Raw genomic sequence first — 20,429 nt, 5'->3', positions numbered from 1 at the left:
CACGGGATAGAGTAATACGATAAATGACTGAGACATCCTCTCTGACTCCCCTTGTTGAACTGCATGCCCTGAGCAAAGCGTTCGATGGCAAAACCATCATTGCCGATCTCGAACTGGCGATTAACCACGGCGAATTCCTTACCATTCTCGGCCCCTCCGGCTGTGGCAAAACCACGGTGCTGCGCCTGATCGCCGGTCTGGAAGACGCCGACCGGGGCCGCATCGTGCTCGACGGCCAGGACATCACCGCCATTCCGGCCGAACACCGCCACGTCAACACCGTGTTTCAGAGCTATGCCCTGTTTCCGCACATGTCGGTGTTCGACAACGTCGCCTTCGGCCTGCGCATGCAAAAGGTGCCGGCGGCGGAACTGACGCCGCGCGTCGAAGAGGCGCTGCGCATGGTGCAGCTGGACGCGTTCGCCCAGCGGCGGCCGGGCCAGCTCTCCGGCGGCCAACAGCAGCGCGTGGCCATCGCCCGCGCAGTGGTCAACAAGCCGAAGGTGCTGCTGCTGGACGAATCGTTGTCGGCGCTGGACTACAAGCTGCGCAAACAGATGCAGAACGAGCTGAAGGCGCTGCAGCGCAAGCTGGGCATCACCTTCGTGTTCGTCACCCACGATCAGGAAGAAGCGCTGACCATGTCGGATCGCATCGTGGTGATGCGCGAAGGCCGCATCGAGCAGGACGGCACGCCGCGTGAGATCTACGAAGAGCCGAAGAACCTGTTCGTCGCCAGCTTTATCGGCGAGATCAACATCTTCGACGCGGTGGTCTTGCAGCGCCTCGATGCGCAGCGGGTGCGCGCCAACGTCGAAGGCCGCGAGTGCGACATCTACGCCGATCTGCCGGTGGAGCCGGGCCAAAAGCTGAAGGTGCTGCTGCGCCCGGAGGATCTGCGGGTAGAAGAAGTGAACGACAGCGCGCAGCACGACGGGCTGATCGGCTACGTGCGCGAGCGCAACTACAAAGGCATGACGCTGGAGTCGGTGGTTGAGCTGGAGAGCGGTAAAACGGTGATGGTCAGCGAGTTCTTCAATGAAGACGATCCGGACGTCGACCACTCGCTCAACCAGAAGATGGCGGTGACCTGGGTTGAAAGCTGGGAGGTGGTGCTGGCCGATGAAGAAATCGCGTAAAGTCTTCCAGAATGTGGTGATCGTCGGCGTCGTCGCCTGGCTGCTGCTGTTCGTGTTCATGCCGAACCTGATGATCATCGCCACCAGCTTCCTGACCCGCGACGACGCCAACCTGGTGCAGATGGTGTTCACGCTGGATAACTATCGGCGCTTGTTCGATCCGCTCTACGCCCAGGTGCTTCTGCACTCGCTGAACATGGCGCTGATCGCCACCCTGTGCTGCCTGGCGATCGGCTACCCGTTCGCCTTTATCCTGGCTCGCCTGCCGCAGAAGATGCGGCCGCTGCTGCTGTTTCTGCTGATCGTGCCCTTCTGGACCAACTCGCTGATCCGCATCTACGGCCTGAAGCTGTTTCTTAGCACACGTGGCTATCTCAACGACGCGCTGCTGTGGATCGGCGTCATCGATAAGCCGCTGCGCATCATGTACACCTCAGAAGCGGTGATCCTCGGCCTGGTGTATATCCTGCTGCCGTTTATGGTGATGCCGCTCTATTCCAGCATCGAAAAACTCGATAAGTCCTGCCTGGAGGCGGCGCGCGATCTCGGCGCCAGCAAGCTGCAGACCTTTATTCGCATCATCGTGCCGCTGACCATGCCGGGCATTATCGCCGGCTGCCTGCTGGTGGTGCTGCCGGCGATGGGACTGTTCTTCGTCGCCGATCTGATGGGCGGCGCCAAGAATCTGCTGATCGGCAACGTGATTAAAAGCCAGTTCCTCAATATCCGCGACTGGCCGTTCGGCGCGGCCACCAGCATCTGCCTGACGCTGGTGATGGGGCTGTTGCTGTTGATCTATTACCGGGTCGCCCGCCTGCTGAACAAGAAGGAGGATCTGGCATGATCGGACGTCTGCTGCGCGGCGGCTTTATGACGCTGGTATACGCTTACCTGTATATCCCGATCGTCATCCTGATCGTCAACTCCTTCAACGCCTCGCGCTTCGGCATCAGCTGGCAAGGAGCCACCACCAAGTGGTACAGCACGCTGCTCAACAACGACAGCCTGCTGCAGGCCGCAGGCCATTCGCTGACCATGGCGGTGCTCTCCGCCACCTTCGCCACGCTGATCGGCTCGCTGACCGCGGTGGCGCTGTACCGCTACCGCTTCCGCGGCAAGCCGTTCGTCGGCGGCATGCTGTTCGTGGTGATGATGTCGCCGGACATCGTGATGGCCATCTCGTTGCTGGTGCTGTTCATGCTGCTCGGCATTTCGCTCGGCTTCTGGTCGCTGCTGTTCTCGCACATCACCTTCTGCCTGCCGTTCGTGGTGGTGACCGTCTACGCGCGCCTGAAGGGGTTCGATGTGAAGATGCTGGAAGCCGCGCGCGATCTCGGCGCAAGCGAGCTCACCATTCTGCGCAAGATCATCCTGCCGCTGGCGATGCCGGCGGTGGCGGCCGGCTGGCTGCTGAGCTTCACCCTGTCGATGGACGACGTGGTCGTCTCCTCCTTCGTCACCGGGCCAAGCTACGAAATCTTGCCGCTGAAGATCTATTCGATGGTGAAAGTCGGCGTCTCACCGGAGGTCAACGCGCTGGCCACCATTTTGCTGCTGCTGTCGCTGGTGCTGGTGATCGCCAGCCAGTGGGTGATGCGCGATCGCTCGCCCAAGGCCGAATAACCCTTCCCGCCGGGCGCTGCGGCGCCCGGTTGTGACCCCCTTCACAATCGGCACCGGTTGTCATCCGCTGACCATCGGTGCCTATTTCCGCCTCGCCGATTGCGGCGGCGAAAACTTCCCCCTATAACTGAACCCAGGCAAGGTGCCTTATTTTTTCTCGCTTCCAGGGAGTTTATTCAGCAACGTCGTCATCCATTAAAATATAAAAAAGGAACTGCCATGAAAGGTATTATCGATAATATCTTAAGCAAGCTGCAGCTTTTCTCCAAAGCCATGATGGGGCCGATATTTTTCCTGCCGGTGATCGGTCTGATTCTGGCGCTCAGTTCTATTCTCACCAACGCGACATTAATCAATGAACATTCCACCGTCTTCTCTATCGGTAAAATGATCGGCGATACCTTCTGGCCGTTATTCGGCAACCTCGGGCTGATTTTCTGCATCGGCATTACCTACGGCCTGGCCAAAGACAAGAAAAGCGAAGCGGCACTGGTCGCGGTGATGTGCTTTATCATGTTCCTCGGTGCCAATTCGTCCTACCTGCAGCTCAGCGGCCACGTCGCGGCCAAGATCAACGGCGAATATTACGGCACCGGGCAGACGGAACTGCTGGGCTTTACCGTGGTGGATATGGGCATTTTTCTCGGTCTTATCCTCGGCGTCACCCTCGCCTGGGTGCACAACCGCCTGTGCAACGTCGAACTCAACGGCGTGTTCTCGGTCTATGGCGGCGCCAAGCTGGTGCTGATCGCCATGACGCCGATCATCATGCTGTACGCCGTCGCCTTCAGCTACCTGTGGCCGGCCATCTCGCAGGGATTGATCGCGCTAACCGGCTTTATGAAAAGCTCAGGCTCACTCGGAGTCTTCGTCTACGGCTTCTTCGAGAAATTCCTGATCCCCACCGGGCTGCACCACTTTATCTGGTCACCGTTCCAGCTCACCAGCATCGGCGGCTCGATCGTGCAAGACGGGCAGACCGTCTCCGGCTCACAGGCGATTTTCCTGGCCTATATGCGCGACCCGAACATCTCGCCGCTGATGAACGAAGCGCTGCGTTTTTCGCAGCAGGGTATGGTGACCATCTTCGGCCTGTCGGGGGCGGCATTGGCTTTCTATCACACCGCCAAGCCGGAAAAGAAGATGCTGGCCAAGGCGATTCTCATCCCGGCCATCACCACCTCAATTCTGGTCGGTATCACCGAGCCGATAGAGTTCACTTTCCTGTTTATTTCTCCGCTGCTGTGGGTGATCCACGCCGTGCTGACCGCGTTGTCGCAGGTGGCCTGCAACCTGTTCCAGGTGCGCCCTTGGGGCGCCAGCGGGCTGGTCGAGTTCCTGGCCTACAACCTGCCGCTACCGGTCTCACTCACCCGTTGGCCGCTATATGTGGTCATTGGTCTGGTTCAGTTCGCAGTGTATTACCTGGTGTTTAAAACGCTGGTGCTGAAACTCAATCTGAAAACGCCGGGCCGTGAAGATGACCAAGACGTCAAACTCTATTCCAAACAGGATTACCAGAACCGCAAGAATACCCCGGACGAACTAAGTGGCATCATTATTCGCGCGCTGGGTGGCAAGGAGAACATTATTTCCGTCGACCACTGCTTTACCCGGCTACGGGTGGAATTAAAGGATATGGCGCGAGTGGATGAAGCCGCGTTGAAAAGCACCGGAGCCAAAGGCGTGGTGAAGAATCGCCGTGAAGTGCAGGTTATTTACGGCGTCACGGTCGGCAAGGTCAAAAATCAGGTAGAGAAATATTTAGCGGCACTCTAACGCATTATTAATGGGAGATATCGAATGAAATTAACCGTTCTTGGCGGCGGCGGCGTGCGTTCCCCGTTCCTCGCCAAATCCATCGCCTATAACGCCCACCGCATCGGCATTACCGAAGTGGTGTTTATGGATACCGATGAGCGCCATCTGGCGATCTACGGCGCCCTCGCGCAGGGCGTGTTCCAGCGCATTCGCGGCGACATTGCTTTCAACCTCAGCAGCGATCCGCGCCAGGCGCTGACCGGCGCCGACTACATCATCACCACCCTGCGCATCGGCGGCGAGGAAGGCCGCATTCATGACGAGCGCATCGCGCTCAATCACCAGCTGCTCGGGCAAGAAACCACCGGCGCCGGCGGCTTCGCCATGGCGATGCGCTCGATTCCGGCGATCCTTGACTATTGCCGCCTGATCGAGCAGGTTTCCTCACCGAACGCGGTCTTGTTCAACTTCACCAACCCTTCCGGCATGGTGACCGAGGCGATCATCAAATCCGGCTTCCAACGCCGGGTCTACGGCATCTGCGACGCCCCCAGCGAGTTTATCCGCGAACTGGCCAAACTGCTGGGCTGCCGCGAAGACGAACTGAGCGTCGACTGCTTCGGCCTCAACCACCTTTCCTGGTTCCGCAATGCGCGCGTCAACGGCGAACCGGTCACAGACCGGTTGCTGGCGGATCCGCGCCTGTATCGCGAGACCTGCATGAAGTACTTCTCGCCGGAGCTGGTGGCGCTGTCGGACAACCTGATGCTCAACGAGTATCTCTATTATTACTACTACCGTGAGCAGGCGATCGCCGCCATCGTCGCGGGCGGCGAGACCCGAGGCGAACAAATCGCGGCGATCAACCGCCAAATGCTGTCAGAGTTGGGTGAGCTGGACATCCCCCGCCAGTTGGAACACGCCTTCTCTGTCTACTTCAGCCATTACCTGCAGCGCGAAAACTCGTACATGCAGCGTGAGTCCAACCAGGACAAGGTGAAAACGCGCGCGATGCTAACGCTGCAGCAATTTATCGAACAGCCTGACAGCGGCGGTTATGCCGGGGTGGCGATCGATATTCTGGAGGCAGTCAACAGCGGCCGACAAAAACGCGTGGTGGTATCGATGCAAAACCGCGACACGCTCGATTTTCTGCACCCGGAAGACGTGATCGAAATCAGCTGCGAATTGAGCAGCGCCGGCATTCAGCCGGTCAAAATGCGCGATATTCCCGACACCCAAAAGAACCTGATTTCGCAGGTGAAAGAGTACGAGCGCCTGGCGGTGGCGGCGATTTTGATCGGCAATCGCCAACTGGCCATCAAAGCGTTGATGGTGCACCCGCTGGTCAACTCCTATTCGCTGGCTAAAACGCTGGTGGAGGAGTATCTGCAGGCCCACCGCCAGTATGCCGAGCATTGGCACTAAAACGGCGCGACGCAGCCGTCAGCGGCTGCGTCGCTCAAACCAGGCGGTGATCACATTCTCGAATCCCAACAGGCAGTGGCCGAAAAACGGGTTGGGATAGTAGATATCGTGATCGTATTTTTGCCGATCTTCAAACAGAAAGGTCATATCGGCCTGCTGCGCCAGCGGACTATTCCCGTCGCCGCAAAATGCCGCCAACAGGATGCGGTTGCGCTTCACCGCCTCCCCCCAGTTCAGCGCCGAACCGCTGTTGCCCGACTTTGAAATCACGATCACCATATCGAAACGAAAGCGTGTCTCCCGATCAAGAATATCGAAATCCGGCCACAGCGACAGGTAACTGTCGACGCCCAACGTCATAAACTTGTTGTACATGTACTGCGCGACCAGCTGCGAGAAACCGCTGCCGTGGATCAGGATTTTTCCGCTATCGAGCAGATCAAGAAACTGCGTCTGCTGGGCCGGCGGCGCCGCCGACGTAGCGCATTCCGCCTGGTAGGCTGGTGCCATCGCCAGGTTGAATTTGATGAAATAGACCAGTTCGAGATAGCCGCGAAAGCCCAGCTTTTTAGCCAGTCGCACCAGCGTTGAGGGGGAACTGTAGCAGCGTGCGGACACCACGCGGATACCGTCGTCGATGCAGGCGTCCGGGTTGTCGAGAATGCAGTGCAAAATCGTCATATCCGTCTTGCTGAGCTCTGCCTGGCTGAAGATCTGTTTGAAGTTCATTGCCGCCCTCGTTTATTCGCCAAAATTATTGTTTCGCACGCGCTTCACCGCCTGTCCAGTGTGAGACAATTAAATTGTGATGCGCTTTAGGTCGCCAAACCCCTTGATTTGCCAGCGGGATAACCGCCTTTACCCACCCCGCCCCGGCCCCTATAATGGCCCCTTTCTGGGGTATGGCGCGGCCGCCAAACGGTTTGCCCATACGGGTTCAGCTCACTACTGCTGAAGGATACGCTGCATGAAAAAGTGGTCACATCTGCTCGCAGCCGGGATGATGGCGCTGAGTATCTGCTCTGCAAACGCCTCTGACGGCAAAACGCTGTATTTCTATAACTGGACTGAATACGTTCCGCCGGGGCTGCTGGAGCAGTTCACCAAGGAAACCGGCATCAAGGTGATCTATTCCACCTATGAATCCAACGAAAGCATGTACGCCAAGCTGAAGACCTATAAAGACGGCGCGTACGATCTGGTGGTGCCTTCCACCTACTTCATCGCCAAGATGAGCAAGGAAGGTATGCTGCAAAAGATCGACAAGAGCAAGCTCAGCCACTTCAAGGATCTCGATCCTGCCCTGCTGAACAAGCCGTTCGATCCTAACAACGACTATTCCATTCCTTACATCTGGGGCGCTACCGCTATCGGCGTCAACAGCGACGCGCAGGATCCCTCTACCGTTACCGCCTGGGCCGATCTGTGGCAGCCGCAGTACAAAGGCCGCCTGCTGCTGACCGACGACGCGCGCGAAGTGTTCCAGATGGCGCTGCTCAAGCTGGGCTATTCCGGCAACACCACCAACCCGAAAGAGATCGAAGCCGCCTATCACGAACTGCAGAAATTGATGCCAAACGTGCTGGCCTTCAACTCCGACAACCCGGGCAACCCGTTTATGGAGGGGGAAGTCAACGTCGGCATGGTGTGGAACGGTTCGGCCTTCGTGGCGCGCCAGGCCGGCACGCCGCTGGAGATCGTCTGGCCGAAGGAAGGCGGGATCTTCTGGATGGACAGCCTGGCCATTCCGGCCAACGCGCGCAACGTCGAGGGAGCGCTGAAGCTGATCGACTTCCTGCTGCGGCCGGAAATCGCGGTGCAGGTGGCGGAAACCATCGGTTACCCGACGCCGAACCTGGCGGCGAAGAAGCTGCTGTCGCCGGAGATCGCCAACGACAAGTCACTCTACCCGGATAAGGCGGTGATTGAGCACGGCGAGTGGCAAAACGACGTCGGCGACGCCAGCACGCTGTACGAAAGCTACTTCCAAAAGCTGAAAGCCGGGCGCTAACACGCCCCGCCATCCCATCAGGGCGCGCAGTGCGCCCTGATGCCTTTCTCAGGGTCTGTCGGCCCGCGCCACCTTGCCCACCAGGAACTTGTGCACAAAACGCGGCACCACTTCGCTGGCCAGGCCATAGTGTTTCTCGTCGAACTGGCTCTCCACCTGGCTCGGCTCCAGGTTCAGTTCCATGGCGTAGGCGCCGCCCAGCCGCGCCTCATGCACGAAGCCGGCCGCCGGATAGACGTGGCCGGAGGTGCCGATGGCGACGAAGAAATCGGCCTTGCTCAGCGCCTGATAAATATCGTCCATGCCCAGCGGCATCTCGCCGAACCACACCACGTGCGGCCGTAGCGGCGCCGGGAACTGGCAGCAGTGGCAACGGTCATCAACGCTGAGATCGCCGGGCCATTCGAACACCTGGCCCGACTGGGTGCAACGCACCTTCAGCAATTCGCCGTGCATGTGCAGCACCCGCTTGCTGCCGGCGCGCTCATGCAGGTTATCGATGTTTTGCGTGACCAGCAGGAAGTTGTCCCCCAGCCACTCTTCCAGATCCGCCAGCGCGCGGTGCGCGGCGTTCGGGGCGATCTCCTCCGTCTGCAGCTGACGGCGGCGTTCGTTGTAAAACGCCTGCACCAGCGCCGGATCGCGCTGAAAACCTTCCGGTGTGGCGACGTCCTCCACCCGGTGCTCTTCCCACAACCCATCCGCGGCACGGAAGGTGCGAATGCCAGATTCGGCCGAAATGCCGGCCCCGGTCAACACCACCACAAACGGCTTTTTCAGCTCGGCCGCCGCCATGGTGTCACGGTGAAAAATGCGTGAACGAAAGCGCTGATGCAGCACATGCTTACTCTTGCGAAACTGACACAGCCGATGGCGAGTGTACATTAACTCTCTCCTTACTTTTCCCTGTTTACCCTTCTTACTGGACGTTACGGCGTTGTTGGCTGCATACATTCACGCCCGGCCTCAACGCCCATTACGTTGGGCGCGCCAAATTGAGGAACGCCGCGCCGCGCACGCCGCCGGCGTCGCCATAGCGCGCCTTCTCGATGCGCGGCAGCCTGGCCACCCGCAGCAGGTGCGCCGGCAGCCGCTGCGGCAACGCCTGGTAAATGGCGTCGAAGTTCGACAGCCCACCGCCGATCACCACCAGGTGCGGATCCAGCACCGTCAGCAGGTTGCCCAGGCAGATTGCCAGCACGTCCATAAAGCGGTCAACGTGAGCCACCGCCTGCGGTTCACCCGCCTGATAATGCGCAATGATTTCGGTAGCGGGCAAGTGCCGGCCATAGAAATGGGCGTACATCCATTCGAAACCGCGGCCCGATATGTAGTTTTCAATGCAACCCTGGTGGCCGCACCCGCAGGCAACGCGAGGCACATCACGTCCCAGTACCTCTAGCGCGTCAACCGGCAGGCGCAAATGACCGAACTCGCCGGCAATATAGTTACGCCCAGGCACCGTCTTGCCGTCGACGATCAGGCCGCCGCCTACGCCGGTACCTAGAATGATGCCCAGCACCGTCGGGTAGCGGCGAAACTCGTCGTCCCAGGCCTCCGACAGCGCAAAGCAGTTAGCGTCGTTATCGACCCGCACCTCGCGCCCGATCAGCGCCGCCAGATCGCGCGGCAGCGGTCGCCCCATCGCCGCCGGCACATTGGCGGTAAACAGCGTGCCGTCGTCGTCGTTGGGCAGGCCCGGGATGCCGATGCCGACGCTGCCGCGCCGGCCGCAAACTGCATCCGCCTCAAGGGTCAGATCGCACAGCGTGGCCAGCAGCTGCCGGTAATCTTCACGCGGCGTCGGCACCCGCTTTTGCCAAATACGCTGCAGGTTGTCGTCGAATACCCCCAGCTCAATCTTGGTGCCGCCCATATCGAAACCGTAGTACATAACCCATCCCCAGGCTAAAAAAACGGGGCGGCATCGCTGCCTCCCCGTGGGTTTTATTGTCCGCTCAGCACCCGCGCCGGATCGATGCGGCTGGCGCGCCTGGCTGGATACCAACTGGCCAACAGGCTCAGCACGATGGCGGTCGCCAGCACGATCAGTACATCCAGCCAGTGCAGCTCGGAAGGCAGGAAGTCGATGAAGTAGATATCGCCCGACAGGAAGGAGTGGCCGACCAGTTTTTCGATGCCCCGGATGATGTTGGTCAGCTGCAACGAGGCGATCACCCCGATCACCACGCCGCTCAGGCTGCCCAGCAGCCCGGCCAGCAGCCCATACCAGATGAAGATGGCGCGGATAAAGCCGTCTTTGGCCCCCAGGGTGCGCAACACCGCGATGTCGGCGCTTTTGTCTTTCACCGCCATCACCAGCGTGGAGACAATGTTGAAGCAGGCCACGCCGATCACCAGCACCATCGCCAGGTACATAATGGCGCGGATCATCTGGATATCGCGATACATGTAGCCGTACTTGCCGATCCAGCTTTTGATGTAGATATAAGAATTAGTCACTTCGCCGGCGTCGCGCACCAGTTTATTGGCGGCGAACACGTCGTTCATCTTGAGGGCGATGCCCGTGACGCTGTCACCCATGTCGAGATACTGCTGCGCGTCGGCCAGCGGCACCAGTGCCAGGCTGTGATCGAGCTGGCCGCTGAGCTGCAAAATGCCGGTCACGTGCAGGCGAATGCGCTTCGGCTGCAGCAGCTTCATTTCCGGGTCGCTGTTGGGGATCATCACAGTCACATAGGCGCCCTGCTTGACGCCCAGCGCGTCGGCCACGCCCTTGCCGAGGATCACCTGCTGCTCGCCGGGCTTGAAGTTGGCCCAGGCGTCGCCCTGCACATACTGCGGCAGCGCGCTCAGTCGGCTCTCCTGCTGCGGATCAACGCCTTTGACTTCCACCGCGCGCAGCTGCGCGCCGTTCTCCATCAGGCCGGTAAAGTTGATGTACGGCGCGGCAGCCACAATGCCCGGCACCTTTTCCACTCGCTGCAGAATCGACGGCCAGCCGCTGAACGGCTGATTGACCGGCTCGAGTTCGCCGTGCGGCACCACCGCCAGAATGCGGTTCTTCAGCTCGCGCTCAAAGCCGTTCATCGCGCTCAGGCCGACGATCAGCACCGCTACCCCCAGCGCGATGCCGATGGTGGAGATGACCGAGATCAGCGACACCATGCCGCCGCGTTTACGGCCGCGGCTGAAACGCAGGGCCGTCAGGAAGGACAGTGAGGCTCCCGCCATTACTCGGCCCCCATCAGGGTCAGCTGCGCCTGCAGGTGACCGTCGGCCATTTCCAGCTGGCGGCTCAGGCGCTTGGCCAGCTGCAGATCGTGTGTCACCACCAGAAAAGCGGTGCCCTGACGCACGTTCAGCTCGCCCAGCAGATCGAAGATGCTGTCCGCGGTGCGTTTGTCCAGGTTACCGGTCGGTTCGTCCGCCAGTACCAGCGCCGGATTGTTGACCAGCGCGCGCGCGATCGCCACGCGCTGACGCTCGCCGCCGGAGAGCTCGGACGGGCGGTGCTTGCTGCGTTTTTCCAGCCCGACCGCCGCCAGCATCTCCCGCGCCTTCTCCTGCGCCTGCGCCGGCTTGGCACCGCCGATCAGCAGCGGCATAGCGGCGTTTTCCAGCGCGGTGAAGTCCGGCAGCAGATGGTGGAACTGATAGATGAAGCCCAGCTGGCGGTTGCGCAGCTCGGCCTTGGCCGCCGAAGACATGGCGTTCAGCGATTCGCCCTTGAAGATCACCTCGCCGGAGGTCGGTGAGTCCAACCCGCCCAGCAGGTGCAACAGGGTACTCTTGCCGGAACCCGAGCTGCCGACGATCGCCATCATCTCGCCCTGCTGCATGGCAAAACTGACATTGCGCAGCACGTCGGTGTGCAGATTGCCTTCCTGATAGGTCTTGCACAGGTTGTCACACTGCAGCAAAAGATGGTTACTCATAACGTAAAGCCTCAGCGGGTTGTACGGCGGCAGCGCGCCATGAAGGATAAAGCGTGGACAACAAGGAAACCGCCATCGCCACCACGGCGATGATCGTCACCTGCAACGGATCAACCGCCACCGGCAGCGAAGCGCCGTCGATCAAGGCGCCGAGGATCGGCATCAGGTTATTCAGGTTGGTGGCCAGCAGCACGCCGAGCAGCGTGCCGAGCAGCGAACCGATGATGCCAGCGCTGGCGCCCTGCACCATAAACACCGACATGATCTGGCGGCGAGTCAGCCCCTGGGTCTGCAGAATGGCGACCTCGCCCTGCTTTTCCATCACCAGCAGGCCGAGCGACGTAATGATGTTAAACGCCGCCACCGCCACGATCAGGCTGAGCAGCAGCCCCATCATGTTTTTCTCCATGCGCACCGCCTGGAACAGTTCGCCCTTGCGATCGCGCCAGTCTTTCCAGACCGTGCCCGCCGGCAGCGCCTGTTGGCTGAGAGTATCGACCGCCAGCGGCTGCTGCAGGAACAGGCGCCAGCCGGTGATGTTGCCGGCCGGGTAGCGCATCAGGCGCGAAGCGTCCTGTTGGTTGACCAGCAGCTGATAGCCGTCCACCTCGCTGTTGGCGTGGAAGGTGCCGATAAGGGTGAACAGGCGCTGGCTGGGTATGCGGCCCATCGGTGTGAACTGGCTGGCGCTCGGCACCATCACGCGCAGCGAATCGCCGCGCTTGACGCCGAGTTGCCCCGCCAGCTGTTCGCCGATGATGATGTTGTATTGGCCCGGCTGCAACTGTTGCTGCTTGACGTTGACCAGATACGGGGTCAGCGGATCGGCTTCGTCGGGATTGACGCCGAGCATCACCCCGACCGCCACGCTGCGGGCGCTTTGCAGCACCACGTCACCGGTGGTCAGCGGTGCGACGCGCGTGACGCCCTGCAGCTTCTGCACCTCGGAGGCCGGCAGCTGCTGCGGGTTGACCGATCCTTGCGGACTGGTAACCAACGCCTGCGGCATCAGGCCGAGGATGTTGTTCTCCAGATCCTTTTCGAAACCGTTCATCACCGACAGCACGGTGACCAACGCCATCACCCCCAGCGTAATGCCGATGGTGGAAAGCCAGGAAACAAACCGCCCGAAGCGGTCTGAGGCTCGCCCGCGCATGTAGCGCAGGCCAATGAATAACGCGACAGGTTGATACATGAAATCCGTTTGATAGCCGTGGCTTAAGCAAAGTGATCATGGATAATAAAGGCTCTCCCTCGTTTAGGGAACACCCGGCGGCCTTTTATTGCGCCGGGCGGCCCCTCATCCGGCGTCTCGCTTGAGCAGGTTATAGACCGACACCCGCGAGATGCCGAGCGCTTCGGCCACCATGGTGGCCGCGCCGCGCAGTTGCAAATACCCTTGCTGCTTCAGCTGTTGCACCACCTGAAACCGCTGTTCGGAAGACAAAGCGCGCGGCTGGGTGGCATGCGACGCGGCGAACGCGTTGATCGCCGCGGCGATGTCCGACAGCGAGCGTGCACTCTCCGCCGCCTGCGGCGCGGCGCTTTGCACCACCGCCGTCAGCTGCTGCAGGATAGCGGTGACGCTGTTGAAGATAGACACATCCAGATTGAGGCAAATTGCCGCCACAAAGCGGCCCTGGCTATTGCGCAGGCCGATCGAGGTGCTCTTGGCCGGGCGCCCGTCCGGAAACACGCTGGCGTAGTTCTGCACCACGTCTGGAAACTCCGGCGACGCGATGCGCTCCAGCCCCATTTCCGTCGCGGCGTCGCCGATGCGGCGGTTGGATAGATTGTTGGCGATGGCGACAATGGCGCGATCGGGCTGGGTCAGATCGTGCAGCACCACTTCGCAACCGGGCGCGAACATCACGCCCAACGCCTGAACAATTTTTTCCGCTTCGCGCAGCAACAGCGCATTTTCCTGCCTGAGATCGCTCATTAAGTTAACCATTTGACAATAACTTTACAAAGAGTAAATTAAAAATCCACACCAAGCAATGTATCGTCCATCACTTACCTGTGCGAGGTCGCCATGAGTTCAGTCCCACGCTGCATCACCGCCACCGATATTGCCACCGCCGCCGACGTTATCGCCGGGCATGCCCTGCGCACGCCGGTCATGACTTCGCGCCAGGCCGACCAGATCGCCGGCGCGCAGCTGTTCTTCAAGTGCGAGAATTTTCAGCGCATCGGCGCCTTCAAATTTCGCGGCGCCTATAACGCCATCGCGCAACTCAGCGCAGAGCAGCGTCGGGCCGGGGTAATCGCCTTTTCATCCGGCAACCACGCACAGGCGATGGCGCTGGCGGCGCGCGAATTGGGCGTTAGCGCCACCATCGTAATGCCCCATGACGCCCCTGCGGCCAAGCTGGCGGCGACGCGCGGCTACGGCGCCAACGTGGTCATCTATCAGCGCCACAGCGAAGATCGTGAAGAAATCACCCGACGCCTGGCCGCAGAGCGGGGCCTGACGCTGGTGCCACCGTACGATTATCCGCAGGTGATCGCCGGCCAGGGCACCGCCGCCAAGGAGCTGTTTGAAGAGACCGGGCCATTGGATCTGCTGTTGGTGTGCACCGGCGGCGGCGGCCTGCTGGCCGGCAGCGCGGTAGCGGCGCATCACTGGTCGCCGGGCTGCCGCGTGTTCGGCGTCGAGCCCGAAGCCGGCAACGACGTTCAGCAAGCCTTTCAGCGCGGTGAACCGGTGCACATCCCGGTGCCGAAAACCATTGCCGACGGCGCGCAGACCCAACAGGTCGGGCAGCTGACCTTCCCGATCATTCAGGCCTATGTCGAAGGCATTCTGACGGTCAGCGACGCCCAGCTGTGTCGGCAAATGCGCTTCTTTATGGAGCGGATGAAAATGGTGGTTGAGCCGACCGGCTGCCTGGCGGCCGCGGCGGCGATGAACGGCCTGCTCGATCTGCACGGTAAAAAGGTCGGCGTTATCGTCAGCGGCGGCAACCTTGACGTCGACAAGATTGCGCACTATCTCGCCCTGGCCGGCGAAAATTAACGCGGCGCATCGGTTAAATAACAGGCGGAACATCAGGGTATAGCGCTTTTTGCTGTGTCAGTTTGGCGGCCGCTGGGCTACTATAAACAGCATAAAGGCGCTGGGTTATCCGTGCCGGAACGCCCTCTAACACATTGATTAAAGATACCTGAATGAGCACTTCCGATAGCCGTAACCGTTCCTCATCCCCCCGTTATTCTCTGCCCGATCGCGCGGGCGATCTGCGCCAGCTGGGGCAACTGACCGGCGCGGCCTGCGCCGTGGAGTGCGCCGAGATCGTCGAACGCCACCCTGGCCCGGTGATGCTGATCGCGCCGGACATGCAAAACGCCCTGCGGCTGCGCGACGAGATCCAGCAGTTCACCGACCAGATGGTGACCACGCTGTCCGACTGGGAAACCCTGCCGTACGACAGCTTCTCGCCGCATCAGGAAATCATCTCGGATCGTTTGTCGAGCCTGTATCACCTGCCGACCATGGCGCGCGGCGTGATTATTCTGCCGGTCAACACCCTGATGCAGCGCGTCTGCCCGCACGAGTTCCTGCACGGCCACGCGCTGGTGATGAAGAAAGGCCAGCGCCTGTCGCGCGACAAGCTGCGCGCGCAGCTGGAACAGGCCGGTTACCGCAGCGTCGATCAGGTGATGGAGCACGGCGAATTCGCCACCCGCGGCGCGTTGCTCGATCTTTACCCGATGGGCAGCGATGAGCCTTACCGCATCGACTTCTTCGATGACGAAATCGACAGCCTGCGCATCTTCGACGTCGATACCCAGCGCACGTTGAGCGAAGTCGAGGCCATCAATCTGTTGCCGGCCCACGAGTTCCCCACCGACAAAAACGCCATCGAGCTGTTTCGCAGCCAGTGGCGCGAGCAGTTTGAGGTGCGCCGCGACGCCGAGCACATCTATCAGCAGGTCAGCAAAAGCGCCTGGCCGGCCGGCATCGAATACTGGCAGCCGCTGTTCTTCAGCCAGCCGCTGCCGTCGCTGTTCAGCTACCTGCCGGCCAATACGCTGATCGTCAACACCGGCGATCTGGAGGGCGCCGCCGAGCGCTTCTGGCAGGACGTCAACCAGCGTTACGAAAGCCGCCGCGTCGATCCGATGCGCCCGCTGCTGGCGCCGGATACGCTGTGGCTGCGCGTCGACGCGCTGTTCGGCGAGCTGAAGGCCTGGCCGCGCATCGCGCTGAAAACCGATGAGCTGCCGGCCAAGGCCGGCAATACCAATCTGGACTACCATGCCCTGCCCGATCTGGCGGTGCAAGCGCAGCATAAATCCCCGCTGGATAACCTACGGCGCTTTATCGAAGGCTTCGACGGCAGCGTGATTTTCTCCGTCGAGAGCGAGGGGCGGCGTGAAACGCTGCAGGATCTGCTCGGCCGCATCAAGCTGGCGCCGGCGCTGATTCAGCGCCTCGATCAGGCGGAAACGGCGGGCCGTTACATGATGGTCGGTGCCGCCGAACACGGCTTCCTCGACGGCCTGCGCCAGCGGGCGCTGATCTGCGAAAGCGATCTGCTCGGCGAGCGCGTCAGCCGCCGCCGGCAGGACAACCGGCGCACCATCAATACCGATACCCTGATCCGCAACCTGGCGGAGCTGCATCCCGGCCAGCCGGTGGTGCATCTGGAGCACGGCGTCGGCCGCTACGTCGGCCTGACCACGCTGGAGGCCGGCGGCATCAAGGCCGAGTACCTGATCCTCTCCTACGCCGGTGAGGACAAGCTGTACGTGCCGGTTTCTTCGCTGCATCTGATCAGCCGCTACGCCGGCGGCGCGGACGAAAACGCCCCGCTGCACAAGCTGGGCGGCGACGCCTGGACGCGCGCGCGGCAGAAAGCGGCCGAGCGCGTGCGCGACGTGGCGGCGGAGCTGCTGGATATCTACGCCCAGCGCGCCGCCAAGGCCGGTTTCGCCTTCAAACACAATCGCGAACAGTATCAGCTGTTCTGCCAGAGCTTCCCGTTCGAAACCACGCCGGATCAGGAACAGGCGATCAACGCGGTGCTGAGCGACATGTGCCAGCCGCTGGCGATGGACCGCCTGGTGTGCGGCGACGTCGGCTTCGGCAAAACCGAAGTGGCGATGCGCGCCGCCTTCCTGGCGGTGGAAAACGGCAAGCAGGTGGCGGTGCTGGTGCCGACCACCCTGCTGGCGCAGCAGCACTTCGACAACTTCCGCGATCGCTTTGCCACCTGGCCGATCCGCATCGAAATGATGTCGCGCTTCCGCAGCGCCAAAGAGCAGCAGCAGGTGCTGGACGACGCGGCCGAAGGCAAAGTGGACATCATCATCGGCACCCACAAGCTGTTGCAGAGCGATCTACGCTGGAAAGACCTGGGGCTGCTGATCGTCGATGAAGAACACCGCTTCGGCGTGCGCCATAAAGAACGCATCAAGGCGATGCGCGCCGACGTCGATATCCTGACGCTGACCGCCACGCCGATCCCGCGTACCCTGAACATGGCGATGAGCGGCATGCGCGATCTGTCGATCATCGCCACCCCGCCGGCGCGACGGCTGGCGGTGAAGACCTTCGTGCGCGAATACGACAGCCTGGTGGTGCGCGAGGCGATCCTGCGCGAAGTGCTGCGCGGCGGCCAGGTTTACTACCTCTACAACGACGTGGAAAACATCGAGAAAGCGGCGCAGCGCCTGGCGGAACTGGTGCCGGAAGCGCGCATCGCCATCGGCCACGGCCAGATGCGCGAACGCGATCTGGAACGGGTGATGAACGATTTCCACCACCAGCGCTTCAACGTGCTGGTGTGTACCACCATCATCGAGACCGGCATCGATATCCCCAGCGCCAACACCATCATCATCGAGCGCGCCGATCGCTTCGGCCTGGCGCAGCTGCACCAGCTGCGCGGCCGCGTCGGGCGTTCGCACCACCAGGCTTACGCCTATCTGCTGACGCCGAACCCGAAAGCCATGGGCACCGACGCCCATAAACGGCTCGAAGCCATCGCATCGCTGGAAGATCTCGGCGCCGGTTTCGCGCTGGCGACCCACGATCTCGAGATCCGCGGCGCCGGCGAACTGCTGGGCGAAGACCAGAGCGGCCAGATGACCACCGTCGGTTTCTCGCTCTACATGGAGCTGTTGGAAAGCGCCGTCGATGCGTTGAAAAACGGCCGCGAACCGTCGCTGGAAGATCTCACCAGCAGCCAGACCGAGGTGGAACTGCGCATGCCGGCGCTGCTGCCGGAAGATTTCATTCCCGACGTCAATACCCGTCTGTCGCTGTACAAGCGTATCGCCAGCGCGAAGAGCGACGGCGAGCTGGATGAGCTGAAAGTCGAGCTGATCGACCGCTTCGGCCAGTTGCCAGACGCGGCGCGCAACCTGTTGCAGTGCGCGGCGCTGCGCCTGCATGCGCAAAAACTGGGCATCAAACGCATCGAGAGCAACGAGCGCGGCGGCTTTATCGAGTTCGGCGACAACAACCGCGTCGATCCCGGTTATCTGATCGGCTTGTTGCAAGGCAATCCGCAGGTTTACCGCCTGGACGGCCCGAGCAAGCTGAAGTTCACGCTCGATTTGGCCGACCGCCAGAAACGCCTGACGTTCACCGAAGAACTGCTGGACGCCTTCCGCGAACACACGCTGGCGACCTGAGCCAAGGCCTCCCGCCGGCGCGGCGGGAGGCGGCTTATTCGCGCGAGAAACCGGCGCCCAGCGGCGCCAGCTGCATCACGCGGCTGGCCACCACCCGATTTTTACCGCTGCGCTTCGCCTCATATAACGCTTCGTCGGTCATGGCGATCGCCTTGTCCAGCGTCATGCCGGGCAGATACAGCGACACGCCGATCGACAGCGTGATGTGCGCTTCATCGTGGGCATTCAGCAAAAACGTCGAGCTCTCCACCGCGCTGCGAATGCGCTCCGCCACCCCACCGATAACCAGCGGATCGTAACTGGCGGTGATCACCATAAACTCCTCGCCGCCGTAACGCCCGACGAAGTCCTCGTTGCGCACGCTGTTTTGCAGCAGCCGGCCAACGCTGGCCAGCAGCACGTCGCCGGCCGGGTGGCCGTAGGTGTCATTGATCTTTTTGAAGTCATCCAGATCGAGGATCATCAGCCCGCACGGGCGGCGTTCGGCGCGCTGCAGCATCAGGTGGTAATCGACGCTGGCGCGGTTGTTGATATGGGTCAGGCTGTCGGTCGTGGCGCGGGCGCGCATCGTGAAGTAGGCGTAGATATGGCGCTCTTTGAAATTCAGCGCATGGTAGCAAATCGCCAGGCAGAGCGCGGAAACCGCCTGGTACAGCAACACATCCAGCCACAGCCCGCTCATGTCCACCAGCAGCCACACCACCGCGATGCGATACAGCGCGATGGCGCCGATCGTCAGGTAAAACACCCAGTGGGATTTCTTCAGCCACACGCGCGACAGCAGCAACGGCACCAGGATTGAGGCGATAAACAGGTTATCGACGGTGAAACCGCCGGTCAGCGCCATGGCGAACAAAAAGCTCACCAGCCCACTGATGCCGCCGCCGAAAAAAGTCACCAGGATCATCGGAATCATCGAAAAACTGTAGTGCACCTTATCGGTCAGCTCCAGCCGGTCCTGGCTTAAATACAGCACCGCCACCCCGGCCAACAGGCCGAATACGACGCGCTTCCACAGCGCAGAGCGATAGGAGAACGGCGCATTTTTACTGAGAACGAAATAGCTTACCGACAGCGTGGCGTAGGTGATGCAGGCGTCGCTGTAAATGGCGGGAATGGACGCAATGTAGGTCATAAATAGTCAGCGGCTCCTCGGGATCGCCAGGGGTTGATATGCAGACGTTGAATAACGCATCCCTGTCGTCTCCGCTTCGGCGGCGGCTATTTTACACAGTCTATTAATAGAGTAGCAGTTCTATCTTATCGCCAAGCCGTCTATCTCACGATGCGCGCTTCAGGCTACTCTGTGCTTTGTGTTATCGGGGGAGAACCGCATGAATATCGACGATGAACTGCAGGCGCTCAGCGAACAGGAAGCGACGCTGGCCTTTACCCATTTTGACGCCGCCACCGCCTGGGAGCTGGGCGCGGCGCTGAAAACCGCCGCCGAGCGGCGCGGCCTGAGCATCGCCATCGAGATCCAACTGGCCGGGCAGACGCTGTTTTATTACGCCATGCCGGGCGCCACGCCGGACATCGCCGACTGGGTGCGGCGCAAGCGCAATCTGGTGAATCATTTTCACAAAAGCTCTTACGCCATCGGCCTGCGCCTGCAGCAGCGGCAAACGTCGCTGGAAGAGCGCTACGGGCTGAGCGTGCGCGACTATTCGGTGCACGGCGGCGCCTTCCCGCTCACTCTGACCGGCCTCGGCTGCGTCGGCAGCATCAGCATTTCCGGCGCGCCGCAGAAGGAAGATCACCAGCTGCTGGTAAGCACTTTAGCCCACTTTCTCGGCTTATCCCTGCCCGCGCTCCACTAGCCGTTAAAACCTTGATTATTCCTTTCCTTTTCAGCCGCAGAATCTGCGGCTGACTTATCTGTTATCCGCATTTAGCGCCAAACAAAAGGGCGACTCTCTGATT

At 61.0% G+C, this 20,429-nt stretch carries 17 protein-coding genes; 9 read left to right on the top strand and 8 right to left on the bottom strand.

What is annotated here, in order from left to right; all coding sequences use genetic code 11:
• The first annotated feature begins 23 nt into the window (after positions 1-23).
• From potA to ACJ8HT_RS11900, 5 genes are all read left to right on the top strand, one after another.
• Entirely contained in the window at positions 24-1,139 is a 1,116-nt protein-coding gene (gene potA, locus ACJ8HT_RS11920) for a spermidine/putrescine ABC transporter ATP-binding protein PotA (protein ID WP_060440168.1), read from the top strand.
• Positions 1,123-1,983, top strand: coding sequence for a spermidine/putrescine ABC transporter permease PotB (gene potB, locus ACJ8HT_RS11915; RefSeq protein WP_197651956.1), 861 nt, complete (start codon positions 1,123-1,125; stop codon positions 1,981-1,983). Before potA ends, potB begins: the two co-directional genes overlap by 17 nt.
• Positions 1,980-2,762, top strand: a complete 783-nt coding sequence (gene potC, locus ACJ8HT_RS11910; protein WP_038877808.1) for a spermidine/putrescine ABC transporter permease PotC — start codon at positions 1,980-1,982, stop codon at positions 2,760-2,762. Before potB ends, potC begins: the two co-directional genes overlap by 4 nt.
• A gap of 219 nt (positions 2,763-2,981) precedes the next feature.
• Positions 2,982-4,541, top strand: coding sequence for a PTS transporter subunit EIIC (locus ACJ8HT_RS11905; protein ID WP_195873646.1), 1,560 nt, complete (start codon positions 2,982-2,984; stop codon positions 4,539-4,541).
• Between the two features lie 24 nt (positions 4,542-4,565).
• Positions 4,566-5,951: a family 4 glycosyl hydrolase gene (locus ACJ8HT_RS11900; RefSeq protein ID WP_197651957.1), complete on the top strand. Its 1,386-nt coding sequence runs from the start codon at positions 4,566-4,568 to the stop codon at positions 5,949-5,951.
• An 18-nt stretch (positions 5,952-5,969) separates the two neighbouring features.
• On the opposite strand, the gene ACJ8HT_RS11895 is transcribed toward ACJ8HT_RS11900, so the two are convergent.
• Complete coding sequence (locus ACJ8HT_RS11895; protein ID WP_197651958.1) at positions 5,970-6,680, bottom strand: MurR/RpiR family transcriptional regulator; 711 nt, start codon at positions 6,678-6,680, stop codon at positions 5,970-5,972.
• Positions 6,681-6,918: 238 nt separating this feature from the next.
• Here ACJ8HT_RS11895 and potD point away from each other — a divergent pair, with 238 nt between their 5' ends.
• Positions 6,919-7,962: a spermidine/putrescine ABC transporter substrate-binding protein PotD gene (potD, locus tag ACJ8HT_RS11890; protein WP_194571291.1), complete on the top strand. Its 1,044-nt coding sequence runs from the start codon at positions 6,919-6,921 to the stop codon at positions 7,960-7,962.
• Between the two features lie 48 nt (positions 7,963-8,010).
• Here potD and cobB read toward each other — a convergent pair whose 3' ends face one another.
• The 6 genes from cobB to ACJ8HT_RS11860 form a co-directional block, all read right to left on the bottom strand.
• Positions 8,011-8,847, bottom strand: coding sequence for a Sir2 family NAD+-dependent deacetylase (cobB, locus tag ACJ8HT_RS11885; protein ID WP_033633293.1), 837 nt, complete (start codon positions 8,845-8,847; stop codon positions 8,011-8,013).
• A gap of 91 nt (positions 8,848-8,938) precedes the next feature.
• A complete protein-coding gene (gene nagK / locus ACJ8HT_RS11880) occupies positions 8,939-9,856 on the bottom strand; it encodes an N-acetylglucosamine kinase (RefSeq protein ID WP_194571293.1) in 918 nt (305 codons plus the stop codon).
• A gap of 53 nt (positions 9,857-9,909) precedes the next feature.
• Complete coding sequence (lolE, locus tag ACJ8HT_RS11875; RefSeq protein ID WP_025302503.1) at positions 9,910-11,157, bottom strand: lipoprotein-releasing ABC transporter permease subunit LolE; 1,248 nt, start codon at positions 11,155-11,157, stop codon at positions 9,910-9,912.
• Complete coding sequence (gene lolD, locus ACJ8HT_RS11870) at positions 11,157-11,861, bottom strand: lipoprotein-releasing ABC transporter ATP-binding protein LolD (RefSeq protein WP_004941120.1); 705 nt, start codon at positions 11,859-11,861, stop codon at positions 11,157-11,159. The genes lolE and lolD overlap by 1 nt, the downstream gene beginning before the upstream one ends.
• Complete coding sequence (lolC, locus tag ACJ8HT_RS11865) at positions 11,854-13,056, bottom strand: lipoprotein-releasing ABC transporter permease subunit LolC (protein WP_038877815.1); 1,203 nt, start codon at positions 13,054-13,056, stop codon at positions 11,854-11,856. Before lolC ends, lolD begins: the two co-directional genes overlap by 8 nt.
• A 105-nt stretch (positions 13,057-13,161) precedes the next feature.
• Complete coding sequence (locus ACJ8HT_RS11860; RefSeq protein WP_038877816.1) at positions 13,162-13,803, bottom strand: helix-turn-helix transcriptional regulator; 642 nt, start codon at positions 13,801-13,803, stop codon at positions 13,162-13,164.
• Between the two features lie 93 nt (positions 13,804-13,896).
• On the opposite strand from ACJ8HT_RS11860, the gene ACJ8HT_RS11855 reads away from it, so the two are divergent.
• Positions 13,897-14,880 (top strand): threo-3-hydroxy-L-aspartate ammonia-lyase, encoded by a 984-nt coding sequence (locus tag ACJ8HT_RS11855; RefSeq protein WP_089185858.1) that lies wholly within the window; start codon positions 13,897-13,899, stop codon positions 14,878-14,880.
• Between the two features lie 152 nt (positions 14,881-15,032).
• Positions 15,033-18,506, top strand: a complete 3,474-nt coding sequence (gene mfd, locus ACJ8HT_RS11850) for a transcription-repair coupling factor (protein ID WP_197651959.1) — start codon at positions 15,033-15,035, stop codon at positions 18,504-18,506.
• A 34-nt stretch (positions 18,507-18,540) separates the two neighbouring features.
• Here the strand turns inward: mfd and ACJ8HT_RS11845 are convergent, their stop codons facing one another.
• Entirely contained in the window at positions 18,541-19,641 is a 1,101-nt protein-coding gene (locus ACJ8HT_RS11845; RefSeq protein ID WP_197651960.1) for a GGDEF domain-containing protein, read from the bottom strand.
• Between the two features lie 199 nt (positions 19,642-19,840).
• Here ACJ8HT_RS11845 and ACJ8HT_RS11840 point away from each other — a divergent pair, with 199 nt between their 5' ends.
• Positions 19,841-20,326 carry a heme-degrading domain-containing protein gene (locus ACJ8HT_RS11840; RefSeq protein WP_047567963.1) on the top strand — a complete coding sequence of 162 codons (486 nt, stop codon included), beginning with the start codon at positions 19,841-19,843 and terminating at the stop codon, positions 20,324-20,326.
• Positions 20,327-20,429: the final 103 nt, after the last annotated feature.

The sequence above is a fragment of the Serratia sp. CY44782 genome (assembly GCF_052168715.1).
Taxonomy (GTDB): Bacteria; Pseudomonadota; Gammaproteobacteria; order Enterobacterales; family Enterobacteriaceae; genus Serratia; species Serratia nevei.
This window is presented reverse-complemented; position numbering and strand designations above follow the sequence as displayed.

Excerpts from the sequence above, each read along its gene's own strand:
- potA (WP_060440168.1), top strand. The coding sequence starts at position 24 with ATGACTGAGACATCCTCTCTGACTCCCCTTGTTGAACTGCATGCCCTG.
- potB (WP_197651956.1), top strand. The coding sequence starts at position 1,123 with ATGAAGAAATCGCGTAAAGTCTTCCAGAATGTGGTGATCGTCGGCGTC.
- potC (WP_038877808.1), top strand. The coding sequence starts at position 1,980 with ATGATCGGACGTCTGCTGCGCGGCGGCTTTATGACGCTGGTATACGCT.
- ACJ8HT_RS11905 (WP_195873646.1), top strand. The coding sequence starts at position 2,982 with ATGAAAGGTATTATCGATAATATCTTAAGCAAGCTGCAGCTTTTCTCC.
- ACJ8HT_RS11900 (WP_197651957.1), top strand. The coding sequence starts at position 4,566 with ATGAAATTAACCGTTCTTGGCGGCGGCGGCGTGCGTTCCCCGTTCCTC.
- ACJ8HT_RS11895 (WP_197651958.1), bottom strand. The coding sequence starts at position 6,680 with ATGAACTTCAAACAGATCTTCAGCCAGGCAGAGCTCAGCAAGACGGAT.
- potD (WP_194571291.1), top strand. The coding sequence starts at position 6,919 with ATGAAAAAGTGGTCACATCTGCTCGCAGCCGGGATGATGGCGCTGAGT.
- cobB (WP_033633293.1), bottom strand. The coding sequence starts at position 8,847 with ATGTACACTCGCCATCGGCTGTGTCAGTTTCGCAAGAGTAAGCATGTG.
- nagK (WP_194571293.1), bottom strand. The coding sequence starts at position 9,856 with ATGTACTACGGTTTCGATATGGGCGGCACCAAGATTGAGCTGGGGGTA.
- lolE (WP_025302503.1), bottom strand. The coding sequence starts at position 11,157 with ATGGCGGGAGCCTCACTGTCCTTCCTGACGGCCCTGCGTTTCAGCCGC.
- lolD (WP_004941120.1), bottom strand. The coding sequence starts at position 11,861 with ATGAGTAACCATCTTTTGCTGCAGTGTGACAACCTGTGCAAGACCTAT.
- lolC (WP_038877815.1), bottom strand. The coding sequence starts at position 13,056 with ATGTATCAACCTGTCGCGTTATTCATTGGCCTGCGCTACATGCGCGGG.
- ACJ8HT_RS11860 (WP_038877816.1), bottom strand. The coding sequence starts at position 13,803 with ATGAGCGATCTCAGGCAGGAAAATGCGCTGTTGCTGCGCGAAGCGGAA.
- ACJ8HT_RS11855 (WP_089185858.1), top strand. The coding sequence starts at position 13,897 with ATGAGTTCAGTCCCACGCTGCATCACCGCCACCGATATTGCCACCGCC.
- mfd (WP_197651959.1), top strand. The coding sequence starts at position 15,033 with ATGAGCACTTCCGATAGCCGTAACCGTTCCTCATCCCCCCGTTATTCT.
- ACJ8HT_RS11845 (WP_197651960.1), bottom strand. The coding sequence starts at position 19,641 with ATGACCTACATTGCGTCCATTCCCGCCATTTACAGCGACGCCTGCATC.
- ACJ8HT_RS11840 (WP_047567963.1), top strand. The coding sequence starts at position 19,841 with ATGAATATCGACGATGAACTGCAGGCGCTCAGCGAACAGGAAGCGACG.